This window comes from Agromyces sp. P2_B3, from assembly GCF_056404815.1.
Genome location: NZ_JBFUDH010000012.1, coordinates 71572 through 86582 on the forward strand (window position 1 = coordinate 71572; position 15011 = coordinate 86582).

Consider the following 15011-nt stretch of genomic DNA (forward strand, 5'->3'; position numbering starts at 1 on the left):
GGCGGCGCCGCTCAGCTCGCCGCTCGTGCGTCGCGCTCTCCCAGGAACTCGGACGGCGGGACGAAGAACGGGTTCTCCTGCAGCATCCCGCCGATCAGCACCATGGGGTGGGTGCGCAGGATGTCGACGACGAAGGCGCCGTCGAACTTCGTCGCCTCGTACGAGCAGATCACGAGATGGTCGTGCTGGGCGTGGATGAAGTTCGCCTTCGCCTCGAACTCGATGAGGTCGTCGAGGTCGGCGCGGCCCGCGGCCCAGCCCATGTCGCACAGCATGCGGATGCGCGGCGACCGCTGGGCGACGAGCACCTCGTCGAGCACGTCGAGCATCGCCGCCTGATCGAAGCTGCCGCCCTTCAGGTAGGTCTCGGTCCAGGTGCGCACCTCCGCACGGTGGTCCTCGAGCAGGGCGCCGGCGTCGAAGCCGAGCCGACGCAACCGATTGACCGGCGCAGCGGATGCCGCGGGGTCGACGAGGTAGAGCAGGCGATCGCCCCGGTCCACGCCGTCGGAGATGAACGGGTCGAAGACGGGATCCTGCCAGGGCGCGTCCACGAATGCACACACGTGCCGGTACGGGTCGAGCACTCCCCCGGCGAACGTGACGGGCTCGGGGGCGCTCGGGAACTCAGGGGGCATGTTCGCTCTTCCGTCCCAGGTGAACAACGGACCTGTGGAAAAGCATGCTCCCTCGCGCCCGAAATGTCATCGACCGAGATCGTCGTCGAACCGTCTTGCGCTACTCGAGCGTACGAATCCGTTCGCGAACCCAGTCCACGAGGTCGTCCATCTCGACTTCGCCTGCAGCGACCGCGCGCAGGAACCGGTCGGTTGCGTCGACGTCATCGACCACGAGGTCGACGCCGTTCAGCTCGAGGAACGCGACTGCCACGAACCAAGCCAGTCGCTTGTTGCCGTCGGCGAGCGCGTGATTTCGATTCACCGCCAGAAGAAGCGTCGCGGCCTTCTCCTCGAGCGTGGGATGCACCTCCTCGCCGAAGACGGGCATGGGCGTGGCGAGCGCCGAGAGCAGCAGGTTGCGGCCGCGGGCGCCGTCCTTGTAGTGGAAGCCCTCTTCGTGGAGGAGCGCCTCCACATCCTCGGGATCGAGGTACTCGGTCACCGGGCCAGGCGATCGAGCAGGTCGGCGTCACGAGTGCGAACGCGTTCGAATGCCGCCTTCGTCCGTGCCGACTTGTCGGCGCGGACCGCGAGCTCCTCGAGCGCGATCTCGACGACCTCGGTCTTCGAGCGCCCGTACCTCGTGGCGAGTGCCTGGAGCAGGCGGTCGTGTTCCTCATCGAGCCGCAGGGTCATGGCCATGGCTGCTCCTTCACGTTCGGGACGATCCTACCGCAGTGGTATCAGACCGGTATCACCCTCACGGCCTCCCGGGGCGATGACCCGTTCGCCGGGTTACGCTGATCAGGCTTCAGGCGCGCCCTGCCCGTGCCGCCAGCAGTCGGGAGACGCACGTGACGTTCCAACCGGTCGAGCGCCGCTGATGCCGGCTGAGACCGACGACCGGTCGACCCGTCGCATCGAGCTGACGCTGCACAAGCCGTGGTTCGCGCTCTACGGCGGCATCCGGCCCACCCTCGTCATCGCCGGACTCGGCCAGCCGGCCCAGTGGGGCATCGGCACGTGGCAGGTACCGGCCGACGAGAACGTGACGATCGGGGTGTACCTGTTCAACCGCATGTGGCGCTTCGGTCGCGCCGAGATCCGGCTGGCCCCGACCGACCCGCCGGCGCTCCGATACCGCGCACCGGCGCTGCCGTTCGTCCGCGGTCGCCTCCGCGTGACCGCGAGGCCGTCGGCCTAGGAGACCGCGGCCGCGGCCGCGCCGAGCGCGCAACCCCGTGACCAGCGGCGTCGGCGACCGTAGGATGACGCCTGAGGATCCCGATGAAGCCATCGACCGTTGCGTTCTTCGACGAGCTGGGCCGGCGGGGGCATGAGCCCCTGCTGGAGCGGGTGCGTGCCACCGTGCGGTTCGACATCGGCGACGGGGCATCCGTCGAGCATCGGCTGCTGCACGTCGACCGCGGCGACCTGCGCGTCACGACCGAGGACGGCGAGGTCGCCGCGGACTGCGTGGTCATCCTCGGCGAGGACCTCTTCGAGGAGATCGTGGGCGGTCGAACAGGGGCGATGGCGGCGTTCCTGCGCGGGGCGCTCATCGTCGAGGGCGACCCCGAGGTGCTCGTGCTCGTGCAGCGGCTCTTCCCGGGGCACCCGAGGGGTACGGCGCGGTCGGCGCGCGTGACGAGCGCTGAGGCCGCCGACCTGGGCGAGGTCGACCGGGCCAGCGCCGACATCGCGGGCCGCGAGGCATCCGGAACCGGAGGAGCACCGCCATGACCGACGATCTCGTGCGCATCCTCGACGGCAACACGTTCGTGGTCAGCGACGGGCGCGGCGACATCGAGGCGTCGCCCACCGACCCGACGGGGTTCTTCTCGTTCGACACGCGGTTCCTCTCGCGGTGGGTGCTCACCGTCGGCGGCGAGCGGCTGACGTCGCTGTCGACGGACGACCTGCACTACTTCGAGGCGAAGTTCTTCCTCGTGCCCGGCACGGGCACGGTGTACGTCGACGCGAACCTCACGGTCATCCGCCAGCGCGTCGTCGAGGGCGGATTCCGCGAGCAGCTGACGCTGCTGAACCACGACGAGCACGCGGTCGAGCTCGCGGTGCGCCTCGACGCGGGCAGCGACTTCGCCGACCTGTTCGAGGTGAAGGACGCGCTGCAGAAGAAGGGCACGACCGGGTCGCGGGTCGACGACGGACGCCTCGTGCTGGCGTACCAGCGCGACACGTTCCTGCGCACCACGACCATCTCGTCGACCGAGCCGGCGGAGGTCGACGAACAGGGCCTCAGCTTCACGGTGCGGATCGAACCGCACGGCACGTGGAGCACCGAGCTGCGCGTCGTGCCGACCCTGCTCGGACCCGACGGGCTGCCGATCGTCCCCCGGCCGGCGCGCGGCGCACCGCCCCTGCGGAACATGCTGCAGGACCTCGACGACTGGATCGGGCGCGCTCCGCGGCTGGTGTCCGACAACGACTCGCTCACCGCGACGTACCACCGCAGCCTCGTCGACCTCGCGGCGCTGCGGTTCTCGCCGATCATCGCCGGCTCGCGCAGCCTCCCTGCGGCCGGCCTCCCCTGGTTCATGACCATGTTCGGCCGCGACAGCATCCTCACGAGCCTGCAGACCCTGCCCTTCGAGTCCGACCTGGCGGCCACGACCCTGCGAGTGCTCGGCACGTGGCAGGGCACGCGCGTCGACGACTTCCGCGACGAGGACCCGGGTCGCATCCTGCACGAGATGCGCTACGGCGAGATGACCGCCTTCGAGGAGCGCCCGCACTCCCCCTGCTTCGGCAGCGCGGATGCCACGCCGCTCTTCGTCGTGCTCCTCGACGAGTACGAACGGTGGACCGGCGACGCCCAGCTCGTGCGCGACCTCGAGCAGGAGGCGCGCGCCGCGCTCGCCTGGATCGACACCTACGCCGACCTGCAGGGCAACGGCTACATCGCCTACCAGCGGCGCAACGTCGAGACCGGCCTCGAGAACCAGTGCTGGAAGGACTCCTGGGACTCGATCTCGTACCACGACGGCCGGCTGCCCGGATTCCCGCGCGCGACCTGCGAGCTGCAGGGCTACGCCTACGACGCCAAGCGGCGGGCGGCGCGCCTGGCCCGGCGGTTCTGGAACGACCCCGACTTCGCCGACGAGCTCGAAGCGGATGCCGCTGCGCTGAAGTCGCGCTTCAACCGCGACTTCTGGGTCGAGGACGGGCAGTACTTCGCGCTCGCGCTCGACGCCGACGGCGCGCAGGTCGACGTGCTGTCGTCGAACATCGGGCACCTGCTGTGGAGCGGCATCGTCGACGACGACAAGGCGCCCGCGATCGCCGGGCACCTGCTCGGGCCGCGGCTGTTCTCGGGGTGGGGCGTGCGCACGCTCGCGGAGGGCGAGGCGCGGTACAACCCGATCGGCTACCACGTCGGCACGGTGTGGCCCTTCGACAACTCGTTCATCGCGTGGGGCCTGCGCCGATACGGCTTCAAGGCCGAGGCCGCGCGCATCGCCGCCGGCATCCTCGAGGCCGCCCAGTTCTTCGCGGGCCGGCTGCCCGAGGCGTTCGGCGGCTACGAGCGCGAGCTGACGCGGTATCCGGTGCAGTACCCCACCGCGTGCAGCCCCCAGGCGTGGTCGACCGGAGCACCGCTGCTCCTGCTCCGCACCATGCTCGGCCTGGAGCCCCTGGACGGGCACCTCATGGTCGACCCGGCCGTGCCCATGGGCATCGGCCGCATCGAGCTGCTCGACATCCCGGGCCGGTGGGGCCGCTTCGACGCGTTCGGGCGCGGGCTCGTCGACGTGGGGCGCGACGCCTGAACCCGTGGCCTCAGAGGGCCACGGCGTCGAGCCAGGCCTGCCACCGGCGGGTCGCGCCCGCGGCATCCGGCTCGGCGAAGAGATGGTGGCCGACGCCCACCGCATGGTGGCCGCGGTAGAAGCGGTAGAGGCCGTCCGCGGTGCGGACGCCCAGGGTCTCCCACGTGACAGAATCGACCTCGCCGTCGATCGACGAGAGCCCCGATGGCGTGAGCGTCACGGCGTCGCCGGGTGCGAGATCGAGGGCGGATGCCTCGCCGCCGAGGTCACGGCCGACGCCGTGATCGACGCCGAGGTCGGCCAGCATCGCCGCCCAGCGGCGGTCGTTGTCGCCGAAGGGCGCGGACGCCGTCACGGCGACTCCCGGGCGGCCCGTGAAGTGGGTGAGGTACTCGACGAGCGTGTGGCAGTACATCCGCCCGCCCGCGAGCATCGCCTCGTACTCGTCCTCCCAGTCGTCGCCGGGCAGGAACCCGCTCGACATGATGCGCAGCACTGTGCTGCCCGACGTGCGCGCCTCGACGAGGAACTCCATCGCGAAGAACCGGCCGTCAGGGCTCTCGGCGCCGCGGAACGCGAAGCGCCGGCCCGGCTCGTCGGCCACGATCGAGGACTCCTGGGCGTAGCTGCCCATGGTCGTGCGCACCACGCCCTGCTCGCGGTCGACCTCGGTCGCGCCCATGAACCACGAGCTGAGGCCCGGGCCGGTGGCGATCGCCTCCCACACGGTCTCCGGGGCGAGGTCGAACTCGTACTCGGCGGGCTCTTCGAAGCGGTGCGGCATCCGTCAGCCGTCCTTCCTGGTCGGTTCGGCTCCCACTGCGCTGCGCGGCTCGGTGCTCGGATGCAGCGCCACCACCAGACGGTAGTCGCGCCCACGCGCGGCGGACTCGTCGTGGTACTTGCTCACGAGCGCCAGGGCGACGCCGGCGAGCTCCTCGGCGAATGCCGCGCGGGCGGATGCCGAGGCGAATCGGATCTCGCCATCGAGGGCGAACGTGGCGAGCGTCTTCTGCTCGCGCGTGGCCCCGGTGATGAGTGCCCCGACGTCCTGCACGAGCCGGGCGGCGAGCGACAGCAGCCACCGCGCCGAGAGCCGGTCGGGCGAGCGCGACGGATCGGGCCGCACGGCCGCGAGCGCGGCGGGGCTGATGACGTATGACGTCGCGGTCGCCTGCATCACGCGCTCGACGACGTTGCCCTTCTTGCGCTCCTCGACGAGCTCGATGAGTCCTCGTTCCTCGAGGGTGCGGAGGTGGTAGTTCACCTTCTGCCGGGGCAGGCCGAGGATGGCGCCGAGGGTCGTCGCCGAGTTGGGCTCGGCCAGCTCGGCGAGGAGCCGCGAGCGGATCGGATCGAGCGAGGCGATCGCGGCATCCGCGTCTTCGATGGCGATCACCTCGACGGGTGCGGCAGGTGCCGCGGGCACTGTGGGCGACGTGGGCGACGTGGGCGCGGCGGCCATGGTCACGCTGCGGCGGGCTTGGGTCGCAGCGTGCGCACGACGACGCCGTTCGGGTAGTCGACCGAGTCGACCAGGTCGAACGCGATGCGCGTCGTGAAGAGCGGCAGGCCGCTGCCGAGCACGACCGGGTGCACGGTGAGGCGATACTCGTCGATGAGCCCGTGCGACGAGAGGTACTGCGCGAATGCCGCGCCACCCGCCGTGCCGATCGGCCCGCCGGGCAGCGACTTCAGCCGCGGGATCTCCTCCTCGGGGGCGGCCGTCGCGACCGTCGAGTTGCTCCACTCGGCCTGCGTGAGCGTGGTGGAGAAGACGACCTTGTGGACCGAGTTCATCACCTCGGCGATGGGACCCTCGGCGTTGGCCCAGGTCTCGGCCTGGCCCTCGTAGTTCTTGCGGCCCATGAGCATCGTTTCGAGCCCGCCGAGCAGCTGCTGCGTCGACGCCATGAGCTCGGGGCTGAAGTTCGGGAAGACCCAGTCGAGCCCTCCGTCGTCGGTGGCGACGTATCCGTCGAGGGACACGTTCATTCCGAGGGTCACCGTTCGCATGATCGACCTCCGTGTCGGGGTGAGCCTGCGCCGAAGGGATGTCTCCGAGTCCTGCTCACGTTTCAATGATCCTACCGACAAGTTTATTTGTCAAGGAAGGTTTTCATGTCGGTGGGTACAGGTCGGCCAACGCATGACGATCCGGTGGATGGCTGCCGTGGGGCGGCCATCGGTCGGATTCTCATGCGGAATCGCGGTGCAGCGGATGCCGCGACCCAGCGGGCGGAGTTCGCAGGATGAGCGCCCGCGTACCCGCCGGATCGCGGCTCAGTCGCCGCTCATCCTGGGAATTCGACGGCGACCGACGGATGCCGCGGCGCGGCCGCATCCGCAGGGCGCAGCGGGCGCGTCAGAGCGCGCCGGTCGCCGCCGTCTCGCGCACGCGGGGGGTGCCGTCGAACACGAGCAGCCGGTCGGCGAGCTTGTCGACGAAGAAGCGGTCGTGCGACACGACGATGACGGCGCCCGGGAAGTGCGTCAGCGCGCGCTCCATCACCTGGGTCGACGTGATGTCGAGGTGGTTCGTCGGCTCGTCGAGCACGATCACCGCCGCCCCCGAGAGCAGGCACTGGGCGATCGCGACACGGGCGCGCTGGCCGCCCGAGAGGGTGCCGATCTTCTGCTGCAGGTCGGCCTCGGAGAACTGCAGCATCGCCAGGAATCGGTTGACGCTCTTCTTCGTCGCCGTGAACGCCAGCGAGTCGGGATAGGCGTTGACCGCGTGGCCGACCGTGTCGTCGAGGTCGAGCGCGGCGTACACCGCGTTGTACGACACGAACCGGGCGCCCTTCGCCCAGCGCACGGTGCCGGCATCCGCTTCGGTCTCGCCGGTGAGCACGTCGAGCAGCGTCGACTTGCCCGACCCGTTCGAGCCGAGCACCGCAACGCGGTCGCCGCGCTGCAGGTCGAACGACAGGCCCTCGAACAGCGGCGTGCCGTTGAAGCCCTTCGACAGGCCGGTCACCGTGAGCAGGTCGTTGCTGACCCGCAGGCCGTCGTAGATCGAGGTGATGATCTGGTCGATCGGGCGGGGCGCCTGCCGCTTCTTGATGTCGGCGAGCCGGCGCGCGACCGCGTTCGACGGGTTGCGCGCGGCCTCGCGGCGGGCGGTGGAGGCGGCCTGCTCGTAGGCGAGCAGCTCCTCCTCGTGCGCGAACTGGCGCTCGAGCATCTTCAGCCGCGACTGCTTGGCGTGCACGTACGCGGAGTAGTTTCCTTCATATTCCTGAAGTCGGTGGTTCTCGATCTCGACGATGCGGTCGACGACGCCGTCGAGGAACTGCCGGTCGTGGGAGACCACGAGCACGGCGCCCGCGAAGCCGCCGAGCCAGCCCTCGATCCAGCGCACGCCGTAGAGGTCGAGGAAGTTGGTCGGCTCGTCGAGCAGCAGCACGTCGGGCGCCTGCACGAGGATCTGCGCGAGCGCGGCGCGGTTGCGCCACCCGCCAGACAGCCGGTCGACGGGGAGGTGCCGCCGCTCCTCGTCGAATCCGAGGCTCGTGAGCACGGTGTCGATCGTGTTCTCGTACGTCCAGCCGCCGACGTGGTCCATGCGCTCGAACAGCTCGCCCTGCTCGACGAGCAACGCCGTCATCGCGGCATCCGTCATCGGCTCGGCCAGCTGCAGGCCGATCTCGTCGAGGCGCGCCTGCGTCTCGTGCACCGCCGTGAAGTGGGCGCTGAGGGTCTCGTACGTCGACTGCTCGCCGTCGAGTTCGGAGAACTGCGAGAAGTACCCGATCGTGGTGCCCAGCGTCACGTCGACGGTGCCGCTGGTGGGCTCGCGCCGCCCGAGCACGAGCTCGAGGAATGTCGTCTTGCCCGTGCCGTTCTTGCCGATGAGGCCGATGCGGTCGCCCGCCCGCAGCTTCAGGAAGGCCTCCCGAAGCACCGGCCGCCCGTCGAACTCCATGCTCACGTCGTTCAGGCGGATCAGGCTCACGGAAGGTCCTTGCGTTCGGAGGAGGGGGTGTGGTGCGGGTGCGGATGACGCGAACGGCCAACTTTACCGGGCGACATCCGCTGCCTCGCTGGATGCCGGCGACCGCACGCCCACCGGCATGCACCGGACGCCCATCGGGAGGACGTAGGGTCGATGCACCGCCATCGTCGCCTCTCGAGAGGAGCCGCCTGCCATGAGCAGCGCCATCAGCAGCGAAACCGCCCTTGACGTCTTCGACCGTCGCGAGTCCGAGGTGCGCGGGTACGTCCGCGCATTCCCGACCGTGTTCGACCGCGCCACCGGCTCCACCCTCGTCGACGCCGACGGCCGCGAGTACCTCGACTTCTTCGCGGGCGCCGGCGTGCTCAACTACGGGCACAACAACCCGGCGTTCACGCGGGCGCTCATCGAGTACCTCGAGCGCGACGGCATCATCCACGGGCTCGACATGGCCACCTCGGCGAAGCGCGCGTTCATCGAGGCGTTCGAACAGCTCGTGCTCGCGCCCCGCGGACTCGACCACAAGCTGCAGTTCACGGGGCCGACCGGCGCCAACGCCGTCGAGGCCGCGCTCAAGGTCGCACGCCAGGCGACCGGGCGCTCCACGGTGGTCGCGTTCACGAACGCGTTCCACGGCCTCAGCCTCGGCGCGCTCGCCGCGACGGGCAACAGCCACTACCGCGGCGCTGCGGGCACCGGGCTCGACGACATCGCGCGCCTGCCCTACGACGGCTACCTCGGCGCCGACGTCGACACGCTCGACCTGTTCGAGAAGATGCTCGACGACCCGGGCTCGGGCCTCGACCTGCCGGCGGCGGTCATCGTCGAGGCGGTGCAGGGCGAGGGCGGTATCAACGTGGCGAGCGCCGCGTGGCTGCAGCGCCTGCGCGCGATCACGGCCGAGCGCGGCATCCTGCTCATCCTCGACGAGATCCAGGCCGGCGTCGGCCGCACCGGCGCGTTCTTCGCGTTCGAGGAGTCGGGCATCGTGCCCGACATCGTGACGATCTCGAAGTCCATCTCGGGCTCGGGACTGCCCATGTCGCTCGTGCTCCTGCGCCCCGAGGTCGACGTGTGGAAGCCCGGCCAGCACACCGGCACCTTCCGCGGCAACAACCTCGCCTTCGTCTCCGCGCGCGTCGCGCTCGAGACCTACTGGGCGGACGCCGCGTTCACCGACGCCATCGCCGCCAAGTCCCGGATGCTGCGCGCCGAGCTCGAGGCCATCGCCGCCGATCACCCCGCCCAGGCGTTCGTCGTGCGCGGCCGCGGCCTGATGTACGGCCTCGCCTGCGACGGCGACCGCACCCTGGCCGGCCGCATCTCGAAGGAGGCGTTCACGCGCGGCCTCGTGATCGAGACGTCGGGCGCCCACGACGAGGTGCTGAAGTTCCTCCCGTCGCTCACGATCACCGAGGACGAGCTGGGCCGTGGCCTTGCCATCGTGCGCGAGAGCCTCGACGCGGTGCTGGCCGCCGGCTGAGCTACGCGCCGCAGAGGCGGCGACGCACCCAGGCCGCGGCATCCGCCTGCGCCAGCTCGCCCGAGCGCACCAGGCGCACGAACTCGATCGCCTCGTCGCTGAGGCGCCCGTCGGCCGTGTCGGGCGCGTCCCGCAGCACCACGGTGGAGAGCCAGCGGGTCATCCCGCCGCCGACGCGCGTCGCCACGGCGACCGTGCCGGCGAAGTGCCGCGCCTGGCCATCGGTCGCGTCGTCGAGCGACGACCGGAAGCCACGGCCGCGCAGCCGGTTGCTCCCGCCGCTCGCGGCATCCGTCAGCCAGAGCGGGCCGCGCCGCACGCCGCCGACCCGCCCGAGCTCCTTCAGGAATCGCCGGTTCGAGTGGCCGAGCGCCGCGAGGCGGTCGATCGACTCGGCGAGCGCGGCGCAGGCATCCATCCCTTCACTGTAGGAGCAGTCGATCGCCGTGCCGGGTCATCGCGCGCCGCCGGCGACCGCTCGTAGGCTGGGAGCATGCCCCGGTTGCAGGCGGACGCCGATCGCTCCCGGTGGGTGCCGATCACGGAGTCCCTCGGGCTCCGGGGCCGCCGGCATCGCCGGGTCGCGATCGGCATGCTGCTGCAGCAGGCGACGGGCGCGCTCGGTGCGCCGTCGCTGCCCGGCGGCGGCGTGAGCGCCTGGGCGATGAGCCAGGCCGTGCCGTTCCTCATGCGGCGGGCGGCGGGGCGCGTGCTCGCGTGGGTATGGCGGGCCGATCCCGAGCTCGTCGTCGTGGTCGCGCAGGTGCAGCAGGCGACACCGCAGGTGCGGCTCGCGCGTTCCGCGATGCCGAAGCGGCCCGAGGACACGGAGGCCTTCCAAGGGACGTACCTGGGACGCGGCGAGAAGGTGACCGTGGCGCTGCCCGCCGACGGACGCACCCCGCCGTTCGCCACCTACACCTGGGACCTCGGGCCGCACCTCGTCAGCGTGACGGCCGTGTGCAGCGACCGGGAGCGGTTCGGCACCGTCATCGGCGACGTCGACGCGCTCGCCCGCGGCATCCGCGTCGTCGACGACCTCATGATCGGCGACGCACCCACGGTGCTGCGGATCGATCCGGCCTGATTCCCCGATCACGCGGCCGGCTCGGCGGCGCGCCGCCCCGAACGCGGGCCTCGCCGAGCCTTCGGCACGCGCGTACCCTTGGCGGCGAAGCGGGGGGCCGAACAAGGGAGTCACCGATGGCCGAGCTCTCACCCATCCAGCCGTGCCTGTGGTTCGACCACCAGGCCCGCGAGGCGATGGAGTACTACGTCAGCGTGTTCCCGAACTCCCGCATCGACTCCATCGAAGAGTATCCCGACGAGTCCCTCGACGAGCATTTCGCCGGCATGACCGGCAGGGTGCTGAGCGGGCGGTTCACCCTCAACGGGGTGGCGTTCACCTGCCTCGACGGCGGACCGGTCTTCCGGTTCAACGAGTCGATCTCGTTCGTCGTGGCGTGCGCCGACCAGGCCGAGATCGACGACTACTGGTCGAAGCTGTCGCACGACCCCGAGTCGGAGCAGTGCGGCTGGTGCAAGGACCGGTTCGGCCTGAGCTGGCAGGTCGTCCCCGCGAACATGGGCGAGCTGACGCGCCGGCCCGAGCAGATCCAGGTGATGATGCGGCAGAAGAAGATCGTCATCGCCGAGCTCGAGGACGCCTGAGCCGGCCGGGGACCGACCGGCCGGCGGCCGGGCGCCTCGCCTCAACCGGGCAGCCGGCTGGCGGCGGCCCAGTCCTCCGGGTGTCGCGCCTGCTCACGCGTGAGCTCGGTGGCGCCGCCGCAGTTCGAGCAGACGACGGCGTACTGACGCGCGAACGTGAAGGTCGGGATGAAGAACAGCCACAGCCGGCTGCCGACCTCGACGACCCGCTGCGGCGCCGGCATCCGGCAGTACTCGCAGATGAAGCGCAACGTGGCGAGTTGCCGCTCGCGGGGGGACACCCCGATGAACAGGAACATGCGTCGATCGTACGAACGGCCGGATGCCGCGGCCACGGGCTTGCGCCGCCGTGGCGGCTGCGCAAGGCGACCGTGCTCAGAGCCCCTCGGCGATCTCCTTGATCGCGGCGAGGCGGCGGTCCCACTCGGCGCCGATCGCGTCGAGGCGTCGCGCGGTCGCGGCGAGCTCCGACCCGATCACGCGATAGCGCACCTCGCGCCCGACCCGCACCGGCTCGACCAGGCCGACCTCCTGCAGCACGGCGAGGTGCTTCGCGATCGCCTGGCGGGTGACGGGCAGGCGCCCGGCGAGGGCCGACGCCGACGCGTCGCCCTCGCCGAGTGCCGCCAGGATGCTCCACCGGGTCTCGTCGCCGAGTGCGGCGAACACGGGGACCAGCGCCTGCATGGTCATGCGCCGCGCTCGAGCAGGGCGACGAGCTTGTCGAGCTCGTCGTTCCAGCCGCCGCGGTGGCTCTCCATGTTCGCGGCGGGGTCGGAGGTGGCCTCGAATCCGGTCTCGACCACGGTGAGCTGCGTTCCGTCGGCGGTGGGCTCGAGGGTGAAGGTGAAGACGGTGGAGTGCTCGTCGACGTCGTCGGGCATGACGCCGCTCGCGTCGTCGTTGCCCCACCGGTACGACACGAGTCGCGGCGCGTCGAACGCCTCGATGCGCAGCGGCACCGCGCCGTAGCCCTCGAAGGTGAGGGTTCCACGCGCGCCGACGCCGGCGCCGTGGATGACGGCCGTGCCGAACCACTGCGAGATGTGCTCGGGCTGCGTGACCGCCGACCACACCTTCTCGATGGGCGCCGCGATCTGGATCGTGCGTCGCACGGTGAACTGGCCCTCGTCGACGACGGATGCCGGGTTGCTGGTCATGTGCTCCATGATGGTTCCTTTCGTGGGGTTTCCGCTGCGGGGTTCCGCAGTCAGCGGGTCGTGAGGGATTCGGGGTCGGGCACGGATGCCGCGACGGGCGCGGTGAGGAAGCTCGTCGCCCAGGCGGCCGCCACCGCGACGACGGCGATGCCGATGCCGGCTGCGACCGCGAGGGCCACTCCCCCGCCGCTGATCGCCACGCCGCCCGCGAACGAGCCGAACGCGATGCCCGCGTTGACGGCCGACGCGGGCAGCGAGGACGCGAGCGGGGCGCCCGGGCCGGCGAGGGCGACCACCCGGTGCTGGATCGACGGCCCTGTGCCCATGCCGAAGAGCCCGATTCCCGCCACGGCGAGGGCGGCGAGCCACGGGTTCGCCCCGAACACGAGCAGGGCGACGAGCGAGATCGTCACGCCGATGGCGCCGACGACGAGGGTGCGAGCCGCGTCCGCGTCGGCGAAGCGCCCGCCGCCGAACGAGCCGACCGCGGTGGCGACCCCGTAGACGAGCAGGAACGCGGAGACGACCGGCCCTGAGACATCCGTCACCCGATCGAGGAACGGGACGAGGTAGGTGATGGCCGCGAGCATGGCGGCGAACGTGAGGAAGCTCACCGAGAGCACGGCCAGCACGCGCGGCGCGAAGGCGTGGCGGGCCTGGCCGACCGCCCCGTGACCCCGCGGCGTGGGCACCGACGGCAGCACGACGATCGCGAACACGAGCACGACCGCACCAGCCGACACGACGGCGGCGAAGGACGCCCGCCAGCCGACCGCCTGGCCGAGCAGGGTGCCGATCGGCAACCCGAGCGCGCTCGACAGGGCGAAGCCCGAGATGATGACGGCCATCGCGCGGCCGGTGCGCTCCTTCGGCACGACCGAGGTCGCGGTCACCATAGCGGCCGCGATGAACAGCCCCTGCACGGCGCCGATGACGACGCGTGCTGCGACGAACAGCGGATAGTCGGCGAAGAGGGCCGGAAGCAGGTTGGCGACGACGAACACGGCGGTCGCCGCGATCAGCACGGGGCGGCGATCGAATCGCGTGGTGAGGAAGGTCAGCAGGGGGCCGCCGATCGCGAGCCCGAGCGCATTGGCGGTCACGAGTACGCCGGCCGCCGGCACCGAGACGGCGAGATCGGCGGCGATGAGGTCGATCATGCCGACGACGAGCATCTCGGCGCAGCCCATGACGAACGCCCCGGCGAAGAGCACGCCGAGCACCGCGCCCGGCCGGGTCCTGCTGTCTCGAGTGGGGTGCATTCGCTTCTCCAGTTCTACTGTCTGCAACTTCAGGGTTGCACAACATGGCCCACTCTGCAACCCCCGGGTTGCAGTTCGGTGACGCTCCTTCCACACCGGAGCCACCGCCGCAAGGCCCGTGATCAAACCGCCCGTCCGGCGTAGCGTCGTGCCAACCCGAAGGAGCGAGCTCAATGAGCAGTCCGACGACCCTCGTCGCCGACCGCTACCGGCTGGTCAAGCTGATCGGCTCGGGCGGCATGGGCGTCGTGTGGCATGCCTGGGATGAGCGACTGCACCGCGACGTCGCGCTCAAGATGCTGCGCACCCAGCCCGACCTCAGCGACCGCGAGCGCGAGGCCGCGACCGACCGGGCGATGCGGGAGGCCCGCATCACGGCCGGGCTGCACCATCCGCACGCGGTCACCGTGTTCGACGTCGTCGAACACGAGGGCCAGCCGTGCCTCGTGATGCAGCTCGTCGAGTCGACGCCCCTGTCGGCCCTGCTCCGGGAGCGCGGCACCATGACCCCGCGCGAGACGGCCCGGATCGGCGCCGAGGTCGGGTCGGCCCTCGCGGCGGCCCACAAGCTGCGCATCGTGCACCGCGACGTGAAGCCGGGCAACATCCTCATCACCGAGGACGGCTCGGCGATGATCAGCGACTTCGGCATCTCGCACGCCCTCGGCGACACCACCATCACGGCCACCGGCATGGTGCACGGTACTCCGGCCTATCTGGCGCCCGAGGTGGCGCAGGGCAAGCCCTCGAGCTTCGCGTCCGACGTGTTCTCGCTCGGATCCTCGATGTACACGATGCTCGAGGGCCGGCCGCCGTTCGGCGCCGACCGCAACCCGCTCGCGCTCCTGCACCGGGTCGCCCGCGGGGACTTCCCTCCCCCGCAGCGGGCGGGCGCCCTCGATCCGCTGCTGCGCACCATGCTCGCGTCCGACCCGCGGCGCCGGCCGAGCATGAAGACGGTCGCCGCCCGCCTGGCGGCCATGCACGAGGGCACAGCGGATGCCGCGGCATCCGAGCTGCCGACGGTGCCGTTCGTGGCGGGCGCGGCCGCGGGAGCGGGCGCGGC

General features: G+C 71.1%; 19 protein-coding genes. 7 read left to right on the plus strand and 12 right to left on the minus strand.

The genetic code is table 11. The annotated features are described in order from the left end of the window. Positions 1 to 11: 11 nt before the first annotated feature. The 3 genes from AC1DZA_RS15840 to AC1DZA_RS15850 form a co-directional block, all read right to left on the minus strand. Positions 12 to 638 (minus strand): MEDS domain-containing protein, encoded by a 627-nt coding sequence (locus AC1DZA_RS15840; protein WP_476761462.1) that lies wholly within the window; start codon positions 636 to 638, stop codon positions 12 to 14. A 100-nt stretch (positions 639 to 738) separates the two neighbouring features. Next, entirely contained in the window at positions 739 to 1122 is a 384-nt protein-coding gene (locus AC1DZA_RS15845; RefSeq protein ID WP_476761461.1) for a type II toxin-antitoxin system death-on-curing family toxin, read from the minus strand. After that, complete coding sequence (locus AC1DZA_RS15850) at positions 1119 to 1322, minus strand: TraY domain-containing protein (protein ID WP_476761460.1); 204 nt, start codon at positions 1320 to 1322, stop codon at positions 1119 to 1121. Before AC1DZA_RS15850 ends, AC1DZA_RS15845 begins: the two co-directional genes overlap by 4 nt. Positions 1323 to 1503: 181 nt before the next feature. Between AC1DZA_RS15850 and AC1DZA_RS15855 the strand changes: the two genes are divergently transcribed. The 3 genes from AC1DZA_RS15855 (at position 1504) to AC1DZA_RS15865 (ending at position 4411) form a co-directional block, all read left to right on the plus strand. Further along, the gene (locus AC1DZA_RS15855) at positions 1504 to 1824 is read left to right on the plus strand and encodes a hypothetical protein (protein ID WP_476773467.1); all 321 of its coding nucleotides are present in this window, start codon (positions 1504 to 1506) and stop codon (positions 1822 to 1824) included. 83 nt (positions 1825 to 1907) lie between these two features. Continuing rightward, positions 1908 to 2363: an SCP2 sterol-binding domain-containing protein gene (locus tag AC1DZA_RS15860; protein WP_476773468.1), complete on the plus strand. Its 456-nt coding sequence runs from the start codon at positions 1908 to 1910 to the stop codon at positions 2361 to 2363. Then, entirely contained in the window at positions 2360 to 4411 is a 2052-nt protein-coding gene (locus AC1DZA_RS15865; protein WP_476773469.1) for an amylo-alpha-1,6-glucosidase, read from the plus strand. The genes AC1DZA_RS15860 and AC1DZA_RS15865 overlap by 4 nt, the downstream gene beginning before the upstream one ends. Positions 4412 to 4421: 10 nt before the next feature. Here AC1DZA_RS15865 and AC1DZA_RS15870 read toward each other — a convergent pair whose 3' ends face one another. The 4 genes from AC1DZA_RS15870 to AC1DZA_RS15885 all read right to left on the minus strand — a co-directional run bounded on the left by AC1DZA_RS15870 (position 4422) and on the right by AC1DZA_RS15885 (position 8369). Further along, positions 4422 to 5195 (minus strand): SRPBCC family protein, encoded by a 774-nt coding sequence (locus AC1DZA_RS15870; RefSeq protein ID WP_476773470.1) that lies wholly within the window; start codon positions 5193 to 5195, stop codon positions 4422 to 4424. A 3-nt stretch (positions 5196 to 5198) separates the two neighbouring features. Next, the gene (locus tag AC1DZA_RS15875) at positions 5199 to 5876 is read right to left on the minus strand and encodes a helix-turn-helix domain-containing protein (RefSeq protein WP_476773471.1); all 678 of its coding nucleotides are present in this window, start codon (positions 5874 to 5876) and stop codon (positions 5199 to 5201) included. 2 nt (positions 5877 to 5878) lie between these two features. Beyond that, positions 5879 to 6427: a dihydrofolate reductase family protein gene (locus tag AC1DZA_RS15880; protein WP_476773472.1), complete on the minus strand. Its 549-nt coding sequence runs from the start codon at positions 6425 to 6427 to the stop codon at positions 5879 to 5881. 349 nt (positions 6428 to 6776) lie between these two features. Continuing rightward, positions 6777 to 8369, minus strand: coding sequence for an ABC-F family ATP-binding cassette domain-containing protein (locus AC1DZA_RS15885; RefSeq protein ID WP_476773473.1), 1593 nt, complete (start codon positions 8367 to 8369; stop codon positions 6777 to 6779). Between the two features lie 193 nt (positions 8370 to 8562). On the opposite strand from AC1DZA_RS15885, the gene ectB reads away from it, so the two are divergent. Then, positions 8563 to 9852 (plus strand): diaminobutyrate--2-oxoglutarate transaminase, encoded by a 1290-nt coding sequence (gene ectB, locus AC1DZA_RS15890; RefSeq protein WP_476773474.1) that lies wholly within the window; start codon positions 8563 to 8565, stop codon positions 9850 to 9852. A gap of 1 nt (position 9853) precedes the next feature. Here the strand turns inward: ectB and AC1DZA_RS15895 are convergent, their stop codons facing one another. Further along, positions 9854 to 10270 carry a hypothetical protein gene (locus AC1DZA_RS15895; RefSeq protein WP_476773475.1) on the minus strand — a complete coding sequence of 139 codons (417 nt, stop codon included), beginning with the start codon at positions 10268 to 10270 and terminating at the stop codon, positions 9854 to 9856. Positions 10271 to 10345: 75 nt separating this feature from the next. On the opposite strand from AC1DZA_RS15895, the gene AC1DZA_RS15900 reads away from it, so the two are divergent. Together AC1DZA_RS15900 and AC1DZA_RS15905 are read left to right on the plus strand one after the other, a co-directional pair. Then, positions 10346 to 10939, plus strand: coding sequence for a hypothetical protein (locus AC1DZA_RS15900; RefSeq protein ID WP_476773476.1), 594 nt, complete (start codon positions 10346 to 10348; stop codon positions 10937 to 10939). 116 nt (positions 10940 to 11055) lie between these two features. Further along, the gene (locus AC1DZA_RS15905; protein WP_476763529.1) at positions 11056 to 11523 is read left to right on the plus strand and encodes a VOC family protein; all 468 of its coding nucleotides are present in this window, start codon (positions 11056 to 11058) and stop codon (positions 11521 to 11523) included. Positions 11524 to 11564: 41 nt separating this feature from the next. On the opposite strand, the gene AC1DZA_RS15910 is transcribed toward AC1DZA_RS15905, so the two are convergent. The 4 genes from AC1DZA_RS15910 to AC1DZA_RS15925 all read right to left on the minus strand — a co-directional run bounded on the left by AC1DZA_RS15910 (position 11565) and on the right by AC1DZA_RS15925 (position 13945). Then, the gene (locus AC1DZA_RS15910; RefSeq protein WP_476773477.1) at positions 11565 to 11822 is read right to left on the minus strand and encodes a zinc ribbon domain-containing protein; all 258 of its coding nucleotides are present in this window, start codon (positions 11820 to 11822) and stop codon (positions 11565 to 11567) included. A gap of 76 nt (positions 11823 to 11898) precedes the next feature. Continuing rightward, positions 11899 to 12216, minus strand: a complete 318-nt coding sequence (locus AC1DZA_RS15915) for an ArsR/SmtB family transcription factor (RefSeq protein WP_476763530.1) — start codon at positions 12214 to 12216, stop codon at positions 11899 to 11901. Continuing rightward, positions 12213 to 12692, minus strand: a complete 480-nt coding sequence (locus AC1DZA_RS15920; protein ID WP_476773478.1) for an SRPBCC family protein — start codon at positions 12690 to 12692, stop codon at positions 12213 to 12215. The genes AC1DZA_RS15915 and AC1DZA_RS15920 overlap by 4 nt, the downstream gene beginning before the upstream one ends. Positions 12693 to 12733: 41 nt before the next feature. Then, on the minus strand, positions 12734 to 13945 hold the full coding sequence (locus tag AC1DZA_RS15925; protein WP_476773479.1) for an MFS transporter: 1212 nt from the start codon (positions 13943 to 13945) through the stop codon (positions 12734 to 12736). A gap of 173 nt (positions 13946 to 14118) precedes the next feature. Here AC1DZA_RS15925 and AC1DZA_RS15930 point away from each other — a divergent pair. After that, positions 14119 to 15011 (plus strand): serine/threonine-protein kinase (locus AC1DZA_RS15930; RefSeq protein WP_476773480.1); only part of this gene is annotated, 893 nt, incomplete at its 3' end.